The sequence below is a fragment of the Paraburkholderia panacisoli genome (assembly GCF_008369935.1).
Classification (GTDB): Bacteria; Pseudomonadota; Gammaproteobacteria; order Burkholderiales; family Burkholderiaceae; genus Paraburkholderia; species Paraburkholderia panacisoli.
In genome coordinates, this window is sequence record NZ_VTUZ01000019.1 from 12,659 (window position 1) to 33,488 (window position 20,830).

Annotated in this window: 20 protein-coding genes; 7 read left to right on the plus strand and 13 right to left on the minus strand. The window is 62.8% G+C overall.

Annotated elements, in window-relative coordinates; translation table 11 throughout:
• Positions 1–414 precede the first annotated feature (414 nt).
• The 5 genes from uvrB (at position 415) to FVF58_RS25925 (ending at position 6,228) form a co-directional block, all read left to right on the plus strand.
• Positions 415–2,508 (plus strand): excinuclease ABC subunit UvrB, encoded by a 2,094-nt coding sequence (gene uvrB / locus FVF58_RS25905; protein WP_149672685.1) that lies wholly within the window; start codon positions 415–417, stop codon positions 2,506–2,508.
• Between the two features lie 347 nt (positions 2,509–2,855).
• Entirely contained in the window at positions 2,856–3,404 is a 549-nt protein-coding gene (locus FVF58_RS25910; protein WP_149672686.1) for an iron transporter, read from the plus strand.
• A gap of 142 nt (positions 3,405–3,546) precedes the next feature.
• On the plus strand, positions 3,547–3,879 hold the full coding sequence (locus FVF58_RS25915) for a cupredoxin domain-containing protein (protein WP_149672687.1): 333 nt from the start codon (positions 3,547–3,549) through the stop codon (positions 3,877–3,879).
• A 100-nt stretch (positions 3,880–3,979) separates the two neighbouring features.
• Positions 3,980–4,825 carry an FTR1 family iron permease gene (locus tag FVF58_RS25920; protein WP_149672688.1) on the plus strand — a complete coding sequence of 282 codons (846 nt, stop codon included), beginning with the start codon at positions 3,980–3,982 and terminating at the stop codon, positions 4,823–4,825.
• Positions 4,822–6,228 carry a 4Fe-4S binding protein gene (locus FVF58_RS25925; RefSeq protein WP_149672689.1) on the plus strand — a complete coding sequence of 469 codons (1,407 nt, stop codon included), beginning with the start codon at positions 4,822–4,824 and terminating at the stop codon, positions 6,226–6,228. The genes FVF58_RS25920 and FVF58_RS25925 overlap by 4 nt, the downstream gene beginning before the upstream one ends.
• Positions 6,229–6,527: 299 nt before the next feature.
• Here FVF58_RS25925 and FVF58_RS25930 read toward each other — a convergent pair whose 3' ends face one another.
• The 4 genes from FVF58_RS25930 to FVF58_RS25945 all read right to left on the minus strand — a co-directional run bounded on the left by FVF58_RS25930 (position 6,528) and on the right by FVF58_RS25945 (position 9,079).
• Positions 6,528–6,788, minus strand: coding sequence for a hemin uptake protein HemP (locus FVF58_RS25930; RefSeq protein ID WP_149672690.1), 261 nt, complete (start codon positions 6,786–6,788; stop codon positions 6,528–6,530).
• Positions 6,789–6,998: 210 nt separating this feature from the next.
• The gene (locus tag FVF58_RS25935; protein ID WP_149672691.1) at positions 6,999–7,481 is read right to left on the minus strand and encodes an SRPBCC family protein; all 483 of its coding nucleotides are present in this window, start codon (positions 7,479–7,481) and stop codon (positions 6,999–7,001) included.
• A 76-nt stretch (positions 7,482–7,557) separates the two neighbouring features.
• Positions 7,558–7,956: an OsmC family protein gene (locus tag FVF58_RS25940; protein ID WP_149672692.1), complete on the minus strand. Its 399-nt coding sequence runs from the start codon at positions 7,954–7,956 to the stop codon at positions 7,558–7,560.
• A 244-nt stretch (positions 7,957–8,200) separates the two neighbouring features.
• The gene (locus FVF58_RS25945) at positions 8,201–9,079 is read right to left on the minus strand and encodes a pirin family protein (protein WP_149672693.1); all 879 of its coding nucleotides are present in this window, start codon (positions 9,077–9,079) and stop codon (positions 8,201–8,203) included.
• Positions 9,080–9,201: 122 nt separating this feature from the next.
• Here FVF58_RS25945 and FVF58_RS25950 point away from each other — a divergent pair, with 122 nt between their 5' ends.
• Entirely contained in the window at positions 9,202–10,188 is a 987-nt protein-coding gene (locus tag FVF58_RS25950) for a LysR family transcriptional regulator (RefSeq protein ID WP_149672694.1), read from the plus strand.
• A gap of 395 nt (positions 10,189–10,583) precedes the next feature.
• Here the strand turns inward: FVF58_RS25950 and FVF58_RS25955 are convergent, their stop codons facing one another.
• From FVF58_RS25955 to FVF58_RS25995, 9 genes are all read right to left on the minus strand, one after another.
• Entirely contained in the window at positions 10,584–11,003 is a 420-nt protein-coding gene (locus tag FVF58_RS25955; protein WP_149672695.1) for an ExbD/TolR family protein, read from the minus strand.
• 16 nt (positions 11,004–11,019) lie between these two features.
• On the minus strand, positions 11,020–11,751 hold the full coding sequence (locus FVF58_RS25960; protein ID WP_149672696.1) for a MotA/TolQ/ExbB proton channel family protein: 732 nt from the start codon (positions 11,749–11,751) through the stop codon (positions 11,020–11,022).
• 28 nt (positions 11,752–11,779) lie between these two features.
• Positions 11,780–12,514, minus strand: coding sequence for an energy transducer TonB (locus FVF58_RS25965; protein ID WP_149672697.1), 735 nt, complete (start codon positions 12,512–12,514; stop codon positions 11,780–11,782).
• 258 nt (positions 12,515–12,772) lie between these two features.
• Positions 12,773–13,012, minus strand: coding sequence for a (2Fe-2S)-binding protein (locus tag FVF58_RS25970; RefSeq protein ID WP_149672803.1), 240 nt, complete (start codon positions 13,010–13,012; stop codon positions 12,773–12,775).
• Between the two features lie 214 nt (positions 13,013–13,226).
• The gene (gene murI, locus FVF58_RS25975) at positions 13,227–14,114 is read right to left on the minus strand and encodes a glutamate racemase (protein WP_149672698.1); all 888 of its coding nucleotides are present in this window, start codon (positions 14,112–14,114) and stop codon (positions 13,227–13,229) included.
• Positions 14,115–14,277: 163 nt separating this feature from the next.
• Entirely contained in the window at positions 14,278–14,757 is a 480-nt protein-coding gene (gene bfr, locus FVF58_RS25980; RefSeq protein WP_149672699.1) for a bacterioferritin, read from the minus strand.
• Positions 14,758–14,944: 187 nt separating this feature from the next.
• Positions 14,945–16,468, minus strand: a complete 1,524-nt coding sequence (locus tag FVF58_RS25985; protein ID WP_149672700.1) for a fumarate hydratase — start codon at positions 16,466–16,468, stop codon at positions 14,945–14,947.
• Positions 16,469–16,521: 53 nt separating this feature from the next.
• Positions 16,522–17,133, minus strand: a complete 612-nt coding sequence (locus FVF58_RS25990) for a TIGR00645 family protein (protein ID WP_149672701.1) — start codon at positions 17,131–17,133, stop codon at positions 16,522–16,524.
• A gap of 244 nt (positions 17,134–17,377) precedes the next feature.
• On the minus strand, positions 17,378–18,271 hold the full coding sequence (locus FVF58_RS25995; protein ID WP_149672702.1) for a DMT family transporter: 894 nt from the start codon (positions 18,269–18,271) through the stop codon (positions 17,378–17,380).
• Positions 18,272–18,798: 527 nt separating this feature from the next.
• Between FVF58_RS25995 and acs the strand changes: the two genes are divergently transcribed.
• Positions 18,799–20,781 carry an acetate--CoA ligase gene (gene acs / locus FVF58_RS26000; RefSeq protein WP_149672703.1) on the plus strand — a complete coding sequence of 661 codons (1,983 nt, stop codon included), beginning with the start codon at positions 18,799–18,801 and terminating at the stop codon, positions 20,779–20,781.
• Positions 20,782–20,830 lie beyond the last annotated feature (49 nt).

Below are 20,830 nucleotides of genomic sequence, written 5' to 3' on the forward strand. Positions count from 1 at the left end.
CAAACACGAACAGGCAGCGGACAGCGGCGAGCGAGCGCAACTTCGCATTGTAACGAATCCGCGGGTGTTTTTTGGACCAGAAGGCCGACGGCAGGTAATTATTTGCTTGAAAAACAGGCACCGCGACGCCACCTGGCCATAACGGGTCGGCGCGGGCGCCGCCCGGCGAAGGCCGCCGGCCGGCTCCGGGCTGAGGGTGCGCGTACTCGTCAACTCGCTCTGATTGCGGGTGCGAAAAGCCCCACCTCTTCCCTGCAAGGGGCCATAACGTTACGCGCTCATTGCGCCCTTTGATGCCCGGCGAACCAGCCCGCAGCCCGGCTCGCGGCTTCCCGAACCTACGCAGACCCGCTCGATCCGCGTTTCCCGCAACCCGTTAGAATGGTCCTTTGCCCAAGGCCCGATGCCGCCCCCATGTCCGAACAACATCTGACTGAAGCCGAAGATACGCTCGACGAATCGAAGTTCGTCGCGTTCGAAGGCTCGCCGTTCCAGCTCTACCAGCCGTATCTGCCCGCTGGCGACCAGCCGACGGCGATCGACACGCTCGTCGAAGGCGTCGAGGACGGTCTCGCGTTCCAGACGCTGCTCGGCGTGACCGGCTCCGGCAAGACCTTCACGATGGCGAACACGATCGCGCGGCTCGGCCGCCCGGCTATGGTGTTCGCGCCGAACAAGACGCTCGCCGCGCAGCTTTACTCGGAGTTCCGCGAGTTCTTCCCGCGCAATGCGGTCGAGTATTTCGTTTCGTACTACGACTACTACCAGCCGGAAGCGTACGTGCCGCAGCGCGACCTGTTCATCGAGAAAGACTCGTCGATCAACGAGCACATCGAGCAGATGCGGCTGTCCGCCACCAAGAGTCTGATGGAGCGGCGCGACGTGGTGATCGTGGCGACGGTGTCGGCGATCTACGGTATCGGCAACCCGTCCGAATATCACAAGATGATTCTCACGCTGCGCACCGGCGACAGGCTCGGCCAGCGCGACGTCATCGCGCGGCTGATCGCAATGCAGTACAACCGCAACGAGGCCGACTTCCAGCGCGGCTCGTTCCGCGTGCGCGGCGACACGATCGATATCTTCCCGGCCGAGCACGCCGAAATGGCGGTGCGCGTCGAATTGTTCGACGACGAGGTCGAAACGCTGCAGCTGTTCGATCCGCTCACCGGCCGCGTGCGGCAAAAGATTCCGCGTTTCACCGTGTATCCGTCGTCGCACTACGTGACACCGCGCGATACCGTGATTCGGGCGGTCGAAACGATCAAGAGCGAATTGCGCGAGCGGCTCGAATTCTTTTATGGCGACGGCAAGCTCGTCGAAGCGCAACGGCTCGAACAGCGCACCCGCTTCGACCTGGAAATGCTGCAGGAGCTCGGCTTCTGCAAGGGCATCGAAAACTACTCGCGACACTTCTCCGGCGCGGCGCCGGGCGAGCCGCCGCCGACCCTGGTCGACTACCTGCCGCCGGACGCGATCATGATGCTCGACGAATCGCACGTGCTGATCGGCCAGTTGAACGGCATGTACAACGGCGACCGGGCGCGCAAGGAAAATCTGGTCGACTACGGTTTCCGTCTGCCGTCGGCGCTCGACAACCGGCCGCTCAAGTTCAACGAGTTCGAACGCAAGATGCGGCAGGTCGTGTTCGTGTCTGCCACGCCGGCGGACTACGAAAAGAAGACCGCCGGCCAGGTGGCCGAGCAGCTGGTGCGGCCGACCGGGCTCGTCGATCCGGAAATCGAGGTGCGGCCGGCGCGCAGCCAGGTCGACGACGTCCTCGGCGAGATCAACGAACGCGTGAAGGTGGGCGACCGCGTGCTGGTCACCGTGCTGACCAAGCGGATGGCCGAACAGTTGACTGAGTTTCTGGCCGACCACGGCGTCAAGGTGCGCTATCTGCATAGCGACATCGACACGGTGGAGCGGGTCGAGATCATCCGTGATCTGCGGCTGGGCACCTTCGACGTGCTGGTCGGCATCAACCTGTTGCGCGAAGGACTGGATATCCCGGAAGTGTCGCTGGTCGCGATTCTCGACTCGGACAAGGAAGGCTTTCTGCGCGCCGAGCGCTCGCTGATCCAGACCATCGGCCGCGCGGCGCGCAACGTGAACGGCAAGGCGATTCTGTACGCGGACAAGGTGACGGACTCGATGCGCCGCGCGATCGACGAAACCGAGCGGCGGCGCGCCAAGCAGATCGCCTTCAACCTCGCGAACGGCATCACGCCGCGCGGCGTGGTCAAGCGCATTCGCGACATCATCGACGGCGTGTACAACGTCGACGATGCGCGCGCCGAACTGAAGGAGCAGCAAACGCGCGCGAAATTCGAGGACATGTCGGAAAAACAGCTCTCCAAGGAGCTCAAGCGCCTAGAAAAGCAGATGATGGAGCACGCGAAAAATCTCGAATTCGAGAAGGCCGCGCAGACTCGCGACCAGCTGGCGCTGCTGCGCCAGCGCGTGTTCGGCGCGAATGTCGGCGATCACATTTCCGGCGTCGATTAAAACTTCTCGTCCCCCAAGGAGCGCGGCAATGTGCCGCGCTCTTTTCAATTGCCGCGCACCAGCTCGCCGCGCGGCTGCCCGTGAGCCGCCCGATCCCTCACACGCGCTTCCTTAAAACCGCCTTAAGACCCTGTTGGCGCAAGGCTTTGCGTGCGTGCGGATTTGTTTCCCCTGGCGATCGATGATAAACTCCGCTCAATATTGAGAATGGTTCGCATTTAAGGTTCGTATAGGCAAATCACGCCCGGTCGATCGCCTTGCAGCAGGCGGCGGGGCGGTGGCCTCGGCATGTGCCACGCACCGTTCCAATGGATTCGATTCCAGTCTGATAAAAACAAGGAGTTTCAATGCGGATTTCTTCATTTGTGCGTGGCGGCGCCGCAGCGGTGGCGGCCGTGGCAGCTCTTTCGGCAACGGCTGCGGAATACCCGATCGGCAAGCAGCACATTCAGAACGGCATGGAAATCGGCGCGGTCTACCTGCAACCGATCACGATGGAACCGGAAGGCATGATGCGCAAGGCGTCGGATTCGGACGTCCACCTCGAAGCCGACATCCACGCGGTCAAAAACAATCCGACCGGGTTCGCCGAAGGCGACTGGATGCCGTATCTGCAAGTGCACTATGAACTGACGAAGGCCGGCTCGAACCAGCCGCAGAAGGGCGACCTGATGGCGATGGTCGCCAACGACGGTCCGCACTACGGCGACAACGTCAAGCTGCAAGGCCCGGGCAAATATCACCTGAAGCTGATCGTCGAACCGCCGATGCAGACGGGCCATATGGCTTTCGGCCGTCACGTCGACAAGGAAACCGGCGTGGGTCCGTGGTTCAAGCCGTTCACGATCGAATACGACTTCACCTTCGCCGGTATCGGCAAGAAGGGCGGCTACTGATCGGCCGATTGCCGCCGCTCACGCGGCGCAGCCCCGCGTGGACGAACGCGTGGCCGCACTGCGCCGAATGGGCGAACGAGTCTATGCAGCAGGCGGCGCGCGGACGATCGAGGTCGGCGCGCTGCGTTTTCCGGAAAGGCTAATGAGAATTAACCGAAAGATCGCGATGTTTGCCGCCACGGCGTTGCTCGCGGGCGCGGCCCACGCAGCCGACCTGCCGACCTTCAAGCTGGAAATGAACGACGGCAAGCTGACCCCGGCGCGCATCGAAGTGCCGGCGGGGCAGCGGATCAAGATCGAAGTGCGCAACACGGGCAAAGGCGCGGCCGAATTCGAAAGCGTGCAGTTGCGTAAAGAGAAGGTGCTCGCGCCGGGCGCGGATTCGTTCGTCGTGATTGCTCCGCTGGAGCCGGGCGAATACAAGTTTTTCGACGATTTCCATCAGCAGGCGCAGGGCGTGATCGTCGCGAAGTAATGGCCTCGAAGTAATGGCCTGACATGCGGGCGCGCGCTGTCGGCGAGCGCCGCATTCGCTCAGGCAGTCAGGCAGTGGAAGTATCGAAGGGAGAGCTTGAATGGGTCAGATTCTGTTCATCGTGTGGCGGGAGAGTGTCGAGGCCTTGCTGGTCGTCGGCATCCTGTACGCGTGGTTGAAAAATGGCGACGACGATGCGCGCCGTGGCTTGCCGTACCTGTGGGGCGGCGTCGCGGCCGGGGTGATCGCGGCGGTGGCGCTCGGCGCGGCGCTGGTCGGTTTCACCGAAGTGCTCTCCGGTGACGCGCAGGACTATTTCCAGACCGCGATGGTGCTGGTCGCCTGCGTGCTGATCGTGCAGATGGTGCTGTGGATGAAACAGCACGGCCGATCCCTGAAGCGCGACATGGAGCAGTCGCTGGCAAAGAGCCAGCGCGACTCGAACTGGTGGGGCGTCGCGTTGCTGGTGGCTCTCGCGATCGCGCGTGAAGGCAGCGAAACGGTGATCTTCCTGTACGGCCTCGGCTTCGGCCAGTCCGGCCACGTGGACGGCAGCCAGATGCTCGCAGTCGTGATCGGCCTGGCTCTCGCGTTCCTGACCTTCTACCTGCTGCAACTGGGCGGCAAGATCTTCTCGTGGCGGCTTTTTTTCCGCATTACCGAAATCATGCTGTTGTTCCTCGGCGCGGGCCTGTTCCAGACCGGCGTCGACAAGCTGATCGACAAGGAAATCCTGCCGACGCTCGTCGACCAGATGTGGAATTCGTCGGCGCTCCTCGATGACTCGAGCACCTTCGGTTCGCTGGTCGCGACGCTGACCGGCTATCGCGCTCACCCTGCGCTGATGAACCTGATCGCTTACGCGGTGTATTGGGCGATCGTCTATCTGCTGGTGCGGCGCGCGAATCGCAAGCCCGCGCAGCAAACGGCAGGGCGCGCAGCATGAGCACCGTGATGACCCGCCCGGGACGCCTCGCGGCGGCCGGGCAGTGGATGCAGCGTCATGGCGCCGTGATCCGTGGCATCCAGTGGGTCGTGGTGGCGGTGTACGCGTTTCTGATCATCGTGCCGGCGGTGATGCCGCTGCCGGACGATGCCGCGCATCTGTGGAACAACCTGACGCTCGCCGCGCAGTTCGTGTTCTGGGGCATCTGGTGGCCGTTCGTATTGCTGTCGATGGTGATGCTCGGCCGCGTCTGGTGCGGCGTGCTGTGCCCGGAAGGCGCGCTCGCCGAATTCGCCAGCAAGTTCGGCCGCGGCTGGGCGATTCCGCACTGGATGCGCTGGGGCGGCTGGCCATTCGTCGCGTTCGGCATCACCACCATCTATGGCCAGATGGTGAGCGTCTATCAGTATCCGAAAGCCGTGCTGCTGGTGCTCGGCGGCTCGACCTTCGCGGCGATCATCATCGGCTTGCTATACGGGCGGGAGAAGCGCGTCTGGTGCAAGTACCTGTGCCCCGTCAACGGGGTTTTTTCGCTTCTGGCGCGCCTCGCGCCGTTCCACTACAAAGTCGATGAAGACGCGTGGCGCCGTTCGTACAAGAACGGCGAGCATGGGCATCGGGTGATTCCGATCAATTGTGCGCCGCTCGTGCCGCTGCGCAATATGAAGGGCGCGGCGGACTGCCATATGTGCGGCCGTTGCAGCGGGCACCGCGATGCGATCGCGTTGACGTGGCGCGCGCCGTCGTCGGAAGTGGTGCAACTCGGCGACAAGAAGGCGAACGCGTGGGATACCGCGTTGATCCTGTACGGCCTGCTCGGTATCGCGATCGGCGCATTCCACTGGACCGCTTCGCGCTGGTTCATCGACCTGAAGATGTTCTTTGCCACGTGGCTGGTCGATCACGACATCACCTGGCCGCTCGACACCAACGCACCGTGGTTCCTGTTCACGCATTATCCCGAGCAGAACGACGTGTTTTCGTGGCTCGACGGCACCATGGTGATCGGCTACATCCTTGCGACGGCGCTGGTGTACGGCACCACGCTGCTGCTGTTGCTGATGGGTGCGACCCGCATGCTGGGGCGCTTCAGCACGGTGCGGCTGCATCATCTGACGCAGGGGTTGATTCCGATCGCCGGCACGGGCGTGTTCCTTGGCTTGTCGGCCACCACGCTGTCGCTGTTGCGTGCTGAACATGTGCCGCTGTGGTGGGCGTCGGATCTGCGCATCACGATTCTGGTGATTGCGAACCTGTGGAGCGCATGGCTTGCCTGGCTCATCACGCGCCGCTACAGCGAGCGCTTCGTTCAGCGCGGCCTCGCGATGGTATGGTTCCTCGCGGCGCTGGCCGTGGTGGATAGTGCGTGGTGGCTGATGTTCTGGGGTTGGGCTTCGAAGTAAGTCTGAATGCGTTTCCGGTGTGCGCCGCTGTTGAAACACATTGGCGCCGCACAAATAAAAAGCCGTGGTGATGTATCGACATCCCACGGCTTTTTCATTTTCTGCATCAGCGATACACGACGTTTCGTGCATCCGCATTGGGTGAGAACCAAAAAAGCGGCCTGGCTGGCTGCGACGGCTGGCTTGGTGTCTGCACGAAGGGGTCTAGTTCTCACGTGCAAGCCGTCGTGGCTGGCTAATGCCCAACACCTCTCGAGGAGGTGGTCCCCACAATACCCGGTACTTACTGCTATTCGCTCTTACTTCGTCAGGATCAGCTTGCCTAAGCGCGTTGCCCGCAACTGGTAGGTTTCGCCGTTATGCACGATGCTGACGTGGCTGTGTCCTTGCAGCAATGCGTCGCTGCGCACGACCCGCTCCGACGTCTCGCCCGAACCGTTGGCGCGCTCCGCGGCTGGCTTTGCGCTGGTGCTCGCCGTCGACGATGACTTCGGACGGCTGGTCAGCGCGGCTGCCGGACGGCGCAGGCTGAGTGTGGAAGGGCGGGTGGGATCGGTCATTCGTTGTAGGTGTTCGTCGATTCGATGGAATAATTCTAAATGATAACTATTCCCATTTACAAGGAAGAGAAATTCATCGGATTCGACTTCTGATAGCCGAGGGTTTTGCCGCTGGAGAGCCGGGCGGCTGGACCGCTGCTTGCACGGCCGTGCTGGCCGGCGGCTCAGCAACGCAAACCCGGCGGCGCGGGCCGAGCGCCCGCGCGGGATTCAATGCAGCGAACCAGGCTCCTGCTTCGTCTGCACGAATTGGCGGATCAACCGCACCGTGTCGATATCGTTCTCCCGATACGCCGACTTGACGATTTCCTGTGTCTGCACGGCGTCCTGATCGGTAGAGACAGGCAGCGTGGTCGCATACTCGAAGCGCAGGAACAGCTGCAACTCGTCGGGCTGCTCGATGGTCATCGTCAGGGAGCCGCCGACGTGGTCCGGGGTCGGCAGGATGTCATAGCGCACGCTCTGGCTTTCCTGCAGCGTGACGCGATCGCGCACGGTGGCCTGGCCATAGTGCAGCTCCCGTTCGAGGACATTACCCTCGCGCGAAAGAATCGTGCAGCTGTCGAGCCCCATCACGAACAGTTGCGGCTGTTCGGCGCGCAGCACGAGCCCTTCCCATAACTGCTCGCGGGTCATCGAGTCGACAAAGGGATTCAACGGGTCGTTGATCTGGATAAGGTGTTCGAAATTCAAGACGCCAGCTTCCTATGAAAGCGTTGCAATACGTGCGGGCCAGTCGATTCGGCGCGCGCTTCAGGCGATCGCCGCGTTACGCGACGGCAAGGCCGGTTCGGATCGTGATCGAATGCGTGAGGATCTTGTGGACCGGGCATGCATTGGCAATTTGCAAGAGCCGTTCCCGCTGCTCGTCGGACAGATCGCCTACGAGCACGATCTTGCGGTCGATGGTCGTGCCTGCGTCGCCGGTTTCGAGTGCGAGCGTCACGTGCACATCCGTTAGCGGCCAGTCCTTGCGCTGGGCGTACATTTTCAGCGTGATCGACGTGCAGGCGCCGAGGCTCGACAGCAGGAGCGAAACGGGTGTCGGGCCGCGATCGCCGCCGCCGATCGATTCGGGTTCGTCGGCCAGCCATGTGTGCTTGCCGTCGTCGAAAAGGACCTGGAAATTAGTCGAACCGATATGGGCGGTGACGGTGGGTTCTGCCATGCGCGCTCCTGAACAGGACGGAAAAACGCCGCGCGTCACGATTCATCGTGGTGAAACGGTGTGGCGCGGCATGAGCCGCTATTGTGAACGAAATTACCCGCCTTCGCGCCTCGGGCGGATGCGGGTCTAGCGTGAAAGCAGCGCGAGCGGCGCCTGCAGCCGGTTCGCGACGGCTGCGGTGCGGGCCGCAGCGGTTGAGCTGATGCGGCAAACCGCAAACCGCGTCACCTGCCGCGCCGGCCGTTCAGTGCGCGATCGCGCCCATGCGTCCGGCCTGAAAGTCGATGACAGCCTGGCGGATCTCGTCTTCGGTGTTCATCACGAACGGGCCGTAGCGCACCACGGGCTCCTTCAGCGGCACGCCGCCCAGCAACAGCACCTCGAGCGGTTCTTCGCCGGCGGCCAGCGTGACCGTGTCGCCTTCGTTCTGGAATATGACCATTTTCTGCGCGTCGATTTCCTGACGCGCTTCGCCTTCGCCATAGAAGCCCTTGCCAGACAAGCCGTATGCGAACACGCGATAGTCGGCCGGCACCGGCTGACGGATCGTCGCGCCGGGTTGCAGTGAGAAATGCTGATACAGGATCGGCGTGCGCGTTTCGATCGCGGCCTTCACGCCGAGCGCTTCGCCGGCGATCACCTTGACGCGCACCTTGCCGTCCCCGGACGTCGCCACCGGAATACTCGATGACGGTATTTCCTGGTAGCGCGGCGCGATCATCTTGTCACGACGCGGCAGATTCACCCACAGTTGCAGACCGTGCACGCGTCCGCCGGTGCGCACGAACGACGGGTCCGGCATCTCGCTATGCACGACGCCCGCGCCCGCGGTCATCCATTGCACGTCGCCTGCATGCAGCGTGCCGGAATGGCCCGCCGAATCCCTGTGGCCGAACTGGCCTTCCAGCACGTAGGTGACCGTCTCGAAGCCGCGATGCGGATGATCGGGCGCGCCTTTGGCCTCGCCCGGCGCGTAGTCGATCGGGCCCATTTCGTCGAGCAGCAGGAACGGATCGAAGTCCATCAGCATGCGGGTGGGGAACGGTCGGTTGACGATAAAGCCGCCGCCTTCGGTCGTGCGAACGGCGGGGAACGTGCGTTCGATCGTGCGTGTCGTGCTCATCAATATCACCTTGGAAAATGGGGAATAGCGTCATTTTTGAAACATGGAGCTATTATAGGGACCGTTTTTCGAGGTGCCAGCCGCCGTCACGCAATGGATTGTTCTATTACTGGAACGATGAGATGAAGATCGATTCACACAACCTGAATGACCTGATGTACTTTTCCCAGGTCGTCGAACATGGCGGTTTTTCCGCCGCCGAGCGCGTGCTGGGCATCTCCAAGTCGCGCCTGTCGCGCCGTCTGACTGAACTGGAAGCGTCGCTGGGCGTGCGTCTGCTGCAACGGTCCACGCGCAAGCTTGCGCTGACCGAAGCCGGCCAGCTGTTCTACCAGCATTGCCAGGCGATGCTCGGCGAGGCGCAGGCGGCGGTCAACGTGGTGCAGCAACTGCGCTCGTCGCCGCGCGGCACCGTGCGCGTCAGCGTGCCGGTTACGATCTCGCAGACCATCCTGTCGACCATCCTGCCGGAATTCATGCATCGCTATCCCGAGGTGCGGGTCGTGATGCGCGTGACCAACCGCGTGGTCGACCTGTTCGAGGATTCGATCGACGTCGCGCTGCGCGTGCGCTCCGATCCACCGGAGAGCGCCAACATCGTCGTGCGGCCGCTGTGGCGCACGCAGCAGATGCTGGTGGGCGCGCCGAGCCTGTTGCAGCAGAATGCGCCGCCGCTGCTACCGACCGATCTGAGCCGCTTCGAAACGCTCGACGTGCCGACCGGCGACGGCCGCCATGTCTTCAACCTGATCTCGCCCGACGGCACGCGTCATGCGCATGAGCACGAGCCGCGGCTCGTCACCGCCGATCTGATGACGATTCGCGAGGCGGTGCTTGCCGGGGTCGGCATCGCCGCGCTGCCGGAGATGATGTATGGCGCCGCGCTGCGTGCGGGGCAATTGTCGCCGGTGATGCCGGGCTGGACCTTGCCGACGCCGCAACTGTACGCGGTCTTCGTCTCGCGCCAGGGGATGGTGCCGGCCGTGCGTGCGTTCGTCGACTATCTGGTCGAGATGCTCGATCCGGATGTCGGCAAGCACATCACGGGCGAGTGTCCCATCCGCGAGGACTTGGCCACGGCGCAAACGTCCCTCGCAGTTGCGTCATAGCAGGGCTCACGCGCTGCTGCATCGCTTTTAGCATTTAAGCACGGCTTGTCATGAGTACTTTCAATGGCTGTTTGCTTGAATGCGGGCGCTGTCGGGCTTATAGTGAAATCCCTTCGCTAAGGAGTCTCTTATGCGAAAACTCATGGCCGCTATCATAGCGGGCCTGATAGGGCTGACCGCGCTGTCCGTGTCGATCACGGCTGTCGCATGCGGAGACACGAGCAATCAATCGTCGAACGATGGCAAATGATCCCGCCGCCCGAAGGCGCCGAGTGCGCACAAAAAAAGGCCTTCATCTGACGATGAAGGCCTTTTACTTTTTAGCCCTTGTTTCAAGGGATTTTGCGCGCTTTTCGGCAGGCGCTGCTTAATGCGCCGCGCTTTTGCTTGTCGCGTTACTTCGTTTTGGGCTGCGTGACGAAGCCGATCTTCGTGAGGCCGCCTGCCTGCGCGGCCGACATCACTTGCGCGACTTTCTCGTACGGCACCTTGCGGTCCGCATCCAGATGCAGTTCCGGCTGCGGGTTCGCTTGCGCGGCCTCTGCAATCTTCGCGCTCAACGCTGCTTCGTCGACCTTCTTCTCATCCCACAGCACGTTGCCGTCGGCGTCGATCGAGACCGTCACCTGAGCGGGCTTGGTGTCTTCCTTCTGACTGCTTGCATGCGGCAGATCGATTTTGACCGCGTGACGAATCACCGGAATCGTCACCATGAAGACGATCAGGAGAACCAACATCACGTCGACGAGCGGCGTCATGTTGATTTCGTTCATCAGGCCGTCGTCATCGTCGCCGGCGAAGGGGCTCATTGCCATCGGAGTGCCTCGTCGATCAGTTCGCGCGGGTTGCGAGACGCAGGCCGTCGCCGCGCTTGGACGACGACAGGCGCGCGCCCGTCACGAAGAATGCATGCAAGCCATGCGCAAAGCGGCTCAGCTTGGCGACGACCGACTTGTTGGCGCGCGTCAATGCGTTGTAGCCGAGCACCGCGGGGATCGCGACGAACAGGCCGAATGCGGTCATGATCAACGCTTCGCCGACCGGACCGGCGACCTGGTCGATGGACGACTGGCCGCTTGCGCCGATCGCCAGCAGCGCGTGATAGATGCCCCACACGGTACCGAACAGACCGACGAACGGTGCCGTGCTGCCGATGGACGCAAGGATTGCGAGGCCGCTCTGCATGCGCGCGACGCTTTCATCCATGGTGTCCTTCAGGCAGCGCGTGACCCAGTCCGACACGTCCATGCGGTCATGCAGATGCGGTTGCGTCTGGTGATGGTGATCGGCCGCTTCCTGGCCCGACAGCGCGAGCGCGAGGAACGGATTGTCGTGCGGCGTCGACGAGCCGGCGCCGAGTTTCTTCACGCCGTCGGCGAGATCGTCCGAATGCCAGAACGCCTGCTCGGCGTTCTTCGTGAGACGCTTCAGGCGCATCACGTTCCAGCTCTTGATGACGATCACGCTCCACGACATCACCGACATGATCAACAGCGCGAGCGCGATACCGCGCGTCACGAAATCCCCTTGCGCCCACACGTGCGCCAATCCGTAGTTTTGCATTGCAGTTCCTTTTTATTTGAAATCTGCTTCAATCGGTCAGATTGAAGTCGAAAGGCTGGGAGTACGCGGCCCGAACCGGCTGGCCGTTCTCGAGATAGGGTTTGCAGGCGCTTGCGCGCACCGCGGCGAGCGCGGCGTCGTCAAGACGGCTGAAGCCGCTGCTTTTCTTCAACTCGATGCTCTCGAGCTTGCCGCTCAGGCTGACCACAAACTTCACATAGGCAGTGCCGGTTTCGCCGCGCCGCCTCGACAGCGACGGGTAGTCGGGTTTGGCGATGTTGCACTCGACGTGCGAAACGTTTTTTGGCGCGCTGATTTCCATCGTCTCACGACCGATCGCCGGCGCGGCCGCAGCGGGCGGCGCCGCCGGTGCGGCCGGAGCGGGCGGCGTCGGAACAGGCGCCGCGACGGGCGTCGGCGACGGCGCGGCTGCCTGCGGCAATGGCGTAGGCGTCGGCTTGGGAGTCGGAGTTGGCTTCGGCTGGACTTTCGGCTTGGTGTGGACCGGCGGCGTCGGCTTGGGCGGCGGCGCGATGGATTGCAGGGCAACGGGCGCGGCAAGCGGCGCCGGCGGCAGCAACTGCGCCGTCATCACGTGCGATTCGAGCGTGGCCTGCACGGGTTCATGACGCAGCGTCATGATCACGGCAAGCGCGCCAACGTGAAGCGCCGCCACTACGGCGGTCGCGGTCATCACGCGGGAATTCGTACGAACGGGCGAGGCCGGCACGATGCCGGCTGAAACGGTAGGCGAGGCCTGCATATTAGCGTGGCAGCGCGCTGTCGAGGCAGCGCGTCGGACAAGACATCGTCATGTTCGGAAGATCAGCAGCGAAATGAACACAGTAGTCACGAAACCAATCAGCAATTCCATCTCAAACTCCTTTTGACAGTTGAGCGGGTAGCTGGCTGGTACGAATACTGGCTTGCTGACGGCAGTGGGATAACGCGTGAGGCAGCGTGAAGCACTGGGGCGCTGGCGCCCCGAGACACGGCTCGCGCCGCGCGGTGAAAGCAGGCCTCAGGCGGCCTTGCGTTCGTAGAAAGTCAGCGGGACGGCCTGCGTGTGATGCTCGACGACGCCGCAGCGGCTTGCGCATACGCCGCTTTGCATCATGACGTCACGCACGGATTCTTCGCACTTGCCGCAGCATGAGGCGACGCCGAGTTCAAACTGAAGCTCGTCGAACGAGTCGATGCCATCCGCGATGGAGGAACGGATCGTGCGGTCAGAAACTGATTTGCAGACACAGACAATCATGGCAGGCGTCATAGCTAACGTTAATGCGAATTATTATCATTTTGTTTGGGGCGTTTGGCAAGCGTCGTGCATGATTTTTTGTAACAGAACCAGACTCTTAGAAAGGTTTCGTCTATGGATAGCGCCGGCGCATGCGGCCGGCGTGAGCTCGAAATCCTGGAAAATGGCGCAAAAACGCGTCGGCTAGCGCGCCAGAACGGCGCTCGAGCGCATTTTATGCGGCTTGGGAGTCCGACGCCGCCGTGCGCGGGGACACGATCCGCACTCGCTCGACGGCCGCTTCGAGGTGCAGCAGCGTTGCCGCAAGCTGCTGTTGATGGGTGCCGTCGCCGGTCGAATAAAAACGGGGCGCAACAGTGTTCGCGCTGTCCCTGGCGGCGCGCAGCCCGTGCTGATCCAGCACGCGCTCCAGTTGACGCGCAATGGCCACGCTCGTGTCGATCAGCATCAGCCGGTCGCCGACGATGTCGCGGATCGCCGCATCGAGAAACGGGTAGTGGGTGCAACCGAGCACCAGCGTGTCGGCGCCTGCGTCGAGCATGGGCTGCAGGTAGCCGTGCAGCAGCGCGCGCAATTCGGCCGAGCCGACATCGCAGCGCTCGACGGCCTGCACGAGACCGTGCCCTGGCTGGCACAGAAAGCGGCAGTCGGCCGCGTAGCGTTCGAGTAGCGCCTGAAAGCGGGCGCTGCGTAAGGTCACCTGCGTGGCGAGCACCCCGGCCACGCGCGTTTTGGACTGCAGCGCGGCAGGTTTGACGCCGGGCTCGACACCCACCAGCGGAATGGGCAGCTTTTCGCGCACCAGCGCGATGGATTGTGCAGTCGCCGTGTTGCAGGCGACCACCAGCGCCTTCGCCCCTTGCTCGACCAGCCATTGTCCGATGGCAAGCGTGCGGTCGGTGATGAAGTCGTCGTCGCGCTCGCCGTACGGGGCGTAAAGCGAGTCGGCGACATACAGGATCGCTTCGTCGGGCAGTTGCGCACGCACCGCTCTTAACACCGACAACCCGCCCAGACCCGAATCGAAAATGCCGACCGGCGCGCGCGAAGCGGCGCCGGGGGTGAATGTCCGGACAGTCGGGGACGGCGAAAGTGCAGGCATAGGCGAAGAGAGCGCAAGAGGGGCACGCGCGGCGCGCCAATCAAGGAAAGCCCGGGAAAACGGGAAAGTGCGCAAGTATATCGCCCGCGCGGGTCAGGTCGTCGCGGATGCCAGGGCATCCGGGCGAGCCCATGTGCGTGCGGGCCGTTTCAGCGTCAGGCGATCAGGACTCGACCTCGCCCATTGCCGTTTGCTGATAGTTCTGGATGCCGACCTTGTCGATCAGGTCGAGCTGGGTTTCGAGCCAGTCGATGTGTTCTTCCGTGTCGTCGAGAATCTTCACGAAGATCTCGCGGGAGATGAAATCGCGAACCGATTCGCAATAGACGATTGCTTCTTTGCAGGTGTTCTGCGAAATCTGTTCGAGTTTCAAGTCACATTCGAGGATTTCTTTGGTTTCCTCGCCGATCAGCAGCTTGTGCAGGTCTTGCAGATTCGGCAGGCCGTCGAGCATGAAAATGCGTTCGATCAGCCAGTCGGCATGCTTCATTTCGCCGATCGACTCGTCGTATTCATGCTTGCCGAGCTTATCGAGACCCCAGTGTTTGTACATCCGCGCGTGCAGGAAGTACTGGTTGATGGCCGTCAGCTCGTTTTTGAGTTGCGAGTTCAGATACTCGATGACTTTCTTGTCGCCTTGCATGGCTTTTCCTTATGTGGGGACCTTGATTTTTCAACAACAATAAACGCCATACCTGAAAAAGCCAAGGACTCAGAAGCAACTTTCGACATTGTTTCAGGTATCGCGCACCGTGCCGCCTGTAGCAATAAAAAAGCCGGGTTCATACCCCGGCTTTTCGACTCACGTGACAGACGCTAATTGCGAATCATTAAACCGTCGCAACTGGAATCTTGCCGATTTTTGCTTGCCATTCCTTCGGGCCAGTCTGGTGCACGGACGTGCCATTCGAGTCGACCGCGACCGTCACGGGCATGTCCTGCACGTCGAACTCGTAGATCGCTTCCATGCCGAGGTCTTCGAATGCGAGCACCTTCGCGCTGCGAATCGCCTTCGACACGAGGTACGCGGCGCCGCCCACGGCCATCAGATAGGCAGCCTTGTGCTTCTTGATCGCCTCGATCGCAACCGGTCCGCGCTCGGCCTTGCCGATCATCGAAATCAGACCGGTTTGCGACAGCATCGTTTCGGTGAACTTGTCCATGCGCGTCGCGGTGGTCGGGCCTGCCGGGCCGACGGCTTCGTCGCGCACCGGATCGACCGGGCCGACGTAGTAGATCACGCGGTTGGTGAAGTCGACCGGCAGCTTTTCGCCCTTTGCCAGCATGCCGGCGATGCGCGCGTGCGCGGCGTCGCGTCCCGTCAACATCTTGCCCGACAGCAGGAGCGTCTGGCCCGGCTTCCAACCGGCAACTTCTTCCGGTGTCAGCGTGTTCAGATCGACACGCTTACTGGTTTCCGTATTCGGTTCCCACTGCACTTTCGGCCATGCGTCGAGCGATGGCGCTTCGAGCCTGGCGACGCCGGAGCCGTCCAGCGTGAAGTGCGCATGACGCGTAGCGGCGCAGTTCGGGATGATGGCGATCGGCTTGGACGCGGCGTGCGTCGGTGCGGCCATGATCTTCACGTCGAGCACGGTGGCGAGGCCGCCGAGACCTTGCGCGCCGATGCCGAGTGCGTTGACCTTCTCGTGCAGCTCCACGCGCAGTTCTTCGATCCAGTCCTTCGGGCCGCGTGCGATCACGTCCTGAATGTCGATCGGGTCCATCAGCGATTCCTTCGCCATCACCATCGCTTTTTCTGCGGTGCCGCCGATGCCGATGCCGAGCATGCCCGGTGGGCACCAGCCCGCGCCCATGGTCGGCACGGTCTTCAGAATCCAGTCGACGATCGAATCCGACGGATTGAGCATCGCGAACTTCGACTTGTTCTCCGAGCCGCCGCCCTTGGCCGCGACCTGCACGTCGATTTTGTCGCCCGGCACGATCTCGTAGTGGATCACGGCCGGCGTGTTGTCTTTCGTATTCTTGCGCGCGCCTTCCGGCGGGCTCACGATCGACGCGCGCAGCACGTTGTCCGGGTTCATGTAACCGCGGCGCACGCCTTCGTTGATCATCTCGGTGACGCCCATCGTCGCGCCATCCCAACGCACGTCCATGCCGACCTTCACGAACACCGTGACGATGCCGGTGTCCTGGCAGATCGGGCGCTTGCCTTCCGCGCACATGCGGCTGTTGGTGAGAATCTGCGCAATCGCATCTTTCGCGGCGGGGCTCTGTTCGAGCTCATAAGCGCGGCCCAAGGCCTGGATGTAGTCGAGCGGATGGTAATAGCTGATGTACTGAAGCGAATCAGCAATGCTCTGAATCAGATCTTCCTGTTTGATGGCGGTCATGGCTAGCTCAGTGGGGACAATGGCGCTTGTTGTCGGATCGCAGCGCAGTGCGGTCAGTCGTGCGCCTTCAGGGGAGTGGAACCTTTGATGGAACCCACGGCGTGCAGCGCCGCGGGTTCTTCGAAATGTTTGGGATGCGTGTGTGTGGTGAGGCGGTCGACCAGCGCCATCACCAGCGCCGACACCAGGAACGCCACGTGGATGATGACCTGCCACATGATCGTGTGGGTCGTGTTCTGGTCGGGGCTGATGAAGGTCTTCAGCAAGTGAATCGACGAGATGCTGATCAGCGCCATCGACAGTTTGACTTTCAGCACGCCGGCGTTCACATGGTCGAGCCATTCCGGTTCGTCCGGATGACCTTCGACGCCCAGGCGCGACACGAAGGTTTCATACCCGCCGATGATCACCATGATCAGCAGGTTCGAGATCATCACGACATCGATCAGGCCGAGCACGACCAGCATGATGTTGGTTTCGTCGAGCGTCATCGAGGCCGTGACGAGGTGCCAGACTTCCTTGACGAACAGCACCACGTAGACCGCCTGCGCGACGATCAGGCCCAGGTAGAGCGGCAACTGCAGCCAGCGGCTCATGAAGATGATGGCGGGCAGCGGACGCATCGGGCGGCGCTGACGGGCGGAGTCGGGTCGCGGAGCGGACATAGGCAAGAGTCAGATGAAACGCAGGTGACGGAACACGGACTAAACGCGGCGATCCGGGCGAGCTGCGACGCGCGCGGATCGGAGCAAACCCGTGCAAACCAGGCGCAGACGGCGCCATGCACAGCCGGGAGAGGCCGGAAACGCTTGCGTCAGGCGCGCTATTGTACAGCGTCGGCTGAATTTGCTGCGGCGCGGCGGGCAGGGCGGCCGAGCGGGACCGGCGAGGGCGTCGTGAGCGGTATGCTCAGGACGCCACCGGCGCCACGCTCCTCGTCTTCAGACTTGCGAGCCCGATGCCCGCGATCACGCAGGCCAGCGCGAAGCCGTGCGCGAGCGTGGGCCGTTCGCCGAGAAACGTGATGCCGTAGGTCGCCGCGGCCACCGGCAGCACCGCGCTGAAGACGCCCGCGAGACTGCCGGGCACGTGGCGGATGCCCTTCATCCACAGCCAGAACGAAAAGATGCTGGCCGACAGCCCGTACCACAGCACCAGGGTCCAGACGCCGACCGGCACTGCGCGATAGTCGAAGTGCGCGAGCGCACTCGCGCCGAGCGGCAGCATCAGCAGCAGGCCGAACAGGTGCGTGTACGCGCAGATGTCGATGGGCGCCAGCGTTTGCGTGAGGCGGCGCGACAGGATGATGTAGAGCGATTCGCAGCACACCGCGCCGAGCACCATCAGGTTACCGGTGAACGACGTTTCGCCGCCCGCGTTGCGCTCCACCTGCGCGAGATTGATGACGACCACGCCGACGATCGCCAGCGCGATCGACGCGAGCGCTCGTCCATTCGGACGCTCCTTGAGGATCAGCCACGAGAGCAGCGCGACGACCGCGGGGATCGTACTCGTGATCACGCCGGCCGCCACCGCGCTGGTGCGGTGCACGCCGTTGAGCATCAGCAGCGTAAACCCGAAGGTGCCGAATAACGCCTGCAGAAACAGGTTGACCCATTTGTCGCGCTTGACGCGGCGCAGCTTGGCCACGCGCAGCAAAGGCCATAGCACCGCCATCGCGATCACGAAGCGCAGCAGCGCGAACAGAGGGACGGGGACGAACTCGACGATCGATTTACCGATTCCGACATTGCTGCCGACCAGCAGCATCGAGGTAATGAGAAACAGGGAGTGGCGATTCAAGCTGGAATCCGGACGGCTAGTTCAGTTAGCATTGTAAGAGGCCGGTCGAGCCAGCGTAAAGGCGCGAGGCCGGAGCAGACAGGGCGCTCGAAGCTGCAACGCATGCGCCGCGTTCATCGTATGAGGTTTCGAATACATGAAACTCGCGTAGCGAGTAGCATGCGCGCCTGGGGCCGTGTAGGGTTGAGTGCGCCGCATGTGCGTTGACTCTGCGTCATGGCAACAATGCAGCAGCACAGTAGCGACACGGCAGCAGCTAAGGGTTTTCGCTGGCAAGCCGATGCGGCTCGCGTAAGTGCCCGGTAAGTTGCAGCGCTTATGTTTGAGCACAGGAGTAGCCGGCCCGTCGTGCGCACGCATGCTGCGGGGCCACATCGCCGCGCGATGCAGACCCACGGTCGGCGGCGCGGCGCGCGGGCCGCAAGGATTGGAGACAGCGCTGCGCTTGCCGCGGCGTCAACAGGATATGTCGCGTCATGGGCGCGCCGGCACAGATTTTACGTTTCATCTTCACCAAGGGGTTGTCGATGTCTGCGATTGAATCGGTTCTTCAGGAACACCGTGTTTTCCCGCCCTCCGCTGAAGCAGCGGCGGGTGCCGCGATCTCCGGCATGGATGCGTACCACGCTCTCGCCGCCGAAGCGGAGCGCGATTACGAAGGCTTCTGGGGGCGCCTCGCCCGCGAGACGCTGAGCTGGAGCAAGCCCTTTACCAAGGTGCTCGACGAGTCGAACGCGCCGTTCTACACGTGGTTCGAAGACGGCCAGCTGAACGCGTCGTATAACAGCATCGACCGTCACGTCGAAGCCGGCAATGGCGAGCGCGTCGCGATCATCTTCGAAGCCGACGACGGCGCCGTCACCAACGTCACCTATCAGGATCTGCTGCAACGCGTGTCGCGCTTCGCGAACGCGTTGAAGAAGCGCGGCGTGAAGAAGGGCGACCGCGTGGTGATCTATATGCCGATGTCGATCGAAGGCGTCGTCGCGATGCAGGCTTGCGCGCGGATTGGCGCGACGCATTCGGTGGTGTTCGGCGGCTTCTCGTCGAAGTCGCTCAACGAGCGGCTGGTGGACGTGGGCGCCGTCGCGCTCGTGACCTCCGACGAACAGATGCGCGGCGGCAAGGCATTGCCGCTGAAGAACATCGCTGACGAAGCGCTGGCGATGGGCGGCTGCGAAGCGGTCAAGAGCGTGATCGTCTATCAGCGCACCGGCGGCAAGGTCGCATGGAACGAAGACCGCGACCTGTGGATGCACGAACTCACGCAGGCCGAATCGGATCAATGCACGCCCGAGTGGGTCGGCGCCGAGCATCCGCTGTTCATCCTCTACACGTCCGGTTCGACCGGCAAGCCGAAGGGCGTGCAGCACAGCACCGGCGGCTATTTGTTGTGGGCCGCGCAGACCATGAAGTGGACCTTCGACTGGAAGCCCTCCGACGTGTTCTGGTGTACCGCCGACATCGGCTGGATCACCGGCCATAGCTACATCACCTATGGGCCGCTGACGCTCGGCGGCACCCAGGTCGTGTTCGAAGGCGTGCCGACTTACCCGAACGCCGGGCGCTTCTGGGAGATGATCGCGAAGCACAAGGTGTCGCTGTTCTACACGGCGCCCACGGCGATCCGCTCGCTGATCAAGGCCGCCGACGCCGACCAGAAAGTGCATCCGAAGAGCTACGATCTGTCGACGCTGCGCATCATCGGCACGGTCGGCGAGCCGATCAATCCGGAAGCGTGGGTGTGGTATCACGAGAACGTCGGCGGTGGCCGTTGTCCGATCGTCGATACGTGGTGGCAAACCGAAACCGGCGGCCACATGATCACGCCGCTGCCGGGCGCCACGCCGCTCGTGCCGGGTTCCTGCACACTGCCGCTGCCGGGCATCATGGCCGCGGTCGTCGACGAAACCGGCCAGGACGTGCCGAACGGGCAGGGCGGCATTCTGGTGGTGAAGCGTCCGTGGCCGTCGATGCTGCGCAACGTGTGGGGCGACCCGGACCGCTATAAGAAGAGCTACTTCCCCGAGGAACTCGGCGGCACGCTCTATCTCGCCGGCGACGGCGCGGTGCGCGACAAGGAGACCGGCTACTTCACGATCATGGGCCGCATCGACGACGTGCTGAACGTGTCGGGCCACCGGCTCGGCACGATGGAGATCGAGTCGGCGCTGGTGTCGAATCCGCTCGTCGCCGAGGCAGCCGTGGTGGGCCGCCCCGACGCCACCACCGGCGAAGCCGTGTGCGCGTTCGTCGTGCTCAAGCGGGCGCGCCCGGAAGGCGACGAGGCGGTGAAGCTCGCCAACGAACTGCGCAACTGGGTCGGCAAGGAGATCGGTCCGATCGCGAAGCCGAAGGACATCCGCTTCGGCGAGAATCTGCCGAAGACGCGTTCGGGCAAGATCATGCGCCGTCTGCTGCGCTCGCTCGCGAAGGGCGAAGAGATCACTCAGGACGTGTCCACGCTGGAGAACCCGGCGATTCTCGATCAGCTCGGCGAGTCGCTCTGAGCGCCGGTTCAACTGTGTTCATGGCAAGAGCGCATCGAACGATGCGCTC

What these genes read in the sequence shown, in the direction of transcription:
- uvrB (WP_149672685.1), top strand. Translation starts at nt 415, where the DNA reads ATGTCCGAACAACATCTGACTGAAGCCGAAGATACGCTCGACGAATCG.
- FVF58_RS25910 (WP_149672686.1), top strand. Translation starts at nt 2,856, where the DNA reads ATGCGGATTTCTTCATTTGTGCGTGGCGGCGCCGCAGCGGTGGCGGCC.
- FVF58_RS25915 (WP_149672687.1), top strand. Translation starts at nt 3,547, where the DNA reads ATGAGAATTAACCGAAAGATCGCGATGTTTGCCGCCACGGCGTTGCTC.
- FVF58_RS25920 (WP_149672688.1), top strand. Translation starts at nt 3,980, where the DNA reads ATGGGTCAGATTCTGTTCATCGTGTGGCGGGAGAGTGTCGAGGCCTTG.
- FVF58_RS25925 (WP_149672689.1), top strand. Translation starts at nt 4,822, where the DNA reads ATGAGCACCGTGATGACCCGCCCGGGACGCCTCGCGGCGGCCGGGCAG.
- FVF58_RS25930 (WP_149672690.1), bottom strand. Translation starts at nt 6,788, where the DNA reads ATGACCGATCCCACCCGCCCTTCCACACTCAGCCTGCGCCGTCCGGCA.
- FVF58_RS25940 (WP_149672692.1), bottom strand. Translation starts at nt 7,956, where the DNA reads ATGGCAGAACCCACCGTCACCGCCCATATCGGTTCGACTAATTTCCAG.
- FVF58_RS25945 (WP_149672693.1), bottom strand. Translation starts at nt 9,079, where the DNA reads ATGAGCACGACACGCACGATCGAACGCACGTTCCCCGCCGTTCGCACG.
- FVF58_RS25950 (WP_149672694.1), top strand. Translation starts at nt 9,202, where the DNA reads ATGAAGATCGATTCACACAACCTGAATGACCTGATGTACTTTTCCCAG.
- FVF58_RS25955 (WP_149672695.1), bottom strand. Translation starts at nt 11,003, where the DNA reads ATGGCAATGAGCCCCTTCGCCGGCGACGATGACGACGGCCTGATGAAC.
- FVF58_RS25960 (WP_149672696.1), bottom strand. Translation starts at nt 11,751, where the DNA reads ATGCAAAACTACGGATTGGCGCACGTGTGGGCGCAAGGGGATTTCGTG.
- FVF58_RS25965 (WP_149672697.1), bottom strand. Translation starts at nt 12,514, where the DNA reads ATGCAGGCCTCGCCTACCGTTTCAGCCGGCATCGTGCCGGCCTCGCCC.
- FVF58_RS25970 (WP_149672803.1), bottom strand. Translation starts at nt 13,012, where the DNA reads ATGATTGTCTGTGTCTGCAAATCAGTTTCTGACCGCACGATCCGTTCC.
- murI (WP_149672698.1), bottom strand. Translation starts at nt 14,114, where the DNA reads ATGCCTGCACTTTCGCCGTCCCCGACTGTCCGGACATTCACCCCCGGC.
- bfr (WP_149672699.1), bottom strand. Translation starts at nt 14,757, where the DNA reads ATGCAAGGCGACAAGAAAGTCATCGAGTATCTGAACTCGCAACTCAAA.
- FVF58_RS25985 (WP_149672700.1), bottom strand. Translation starts at nt 16,468, where the DNA reads ATGACCGCCATCAAACAGGAAGATCTGATTCAGAGCATTGCTGATTCG.
- FVF58_RS25990 (WP_149672701.1), bottom strand. Translation starts at nt 17,133, where the DNA reads ATGTCCGCTCCGCGACCCGACTCCGCCCGTCAGCGCCGCCCGATGCGT.
- acs (WP_149672703.1), top strand. Translation starts at nt 18,799, where the DNA reads ATGTCTGCGATTGAATCGGTTCTTCAGGAACACCGTGTTTTCCCGCCC.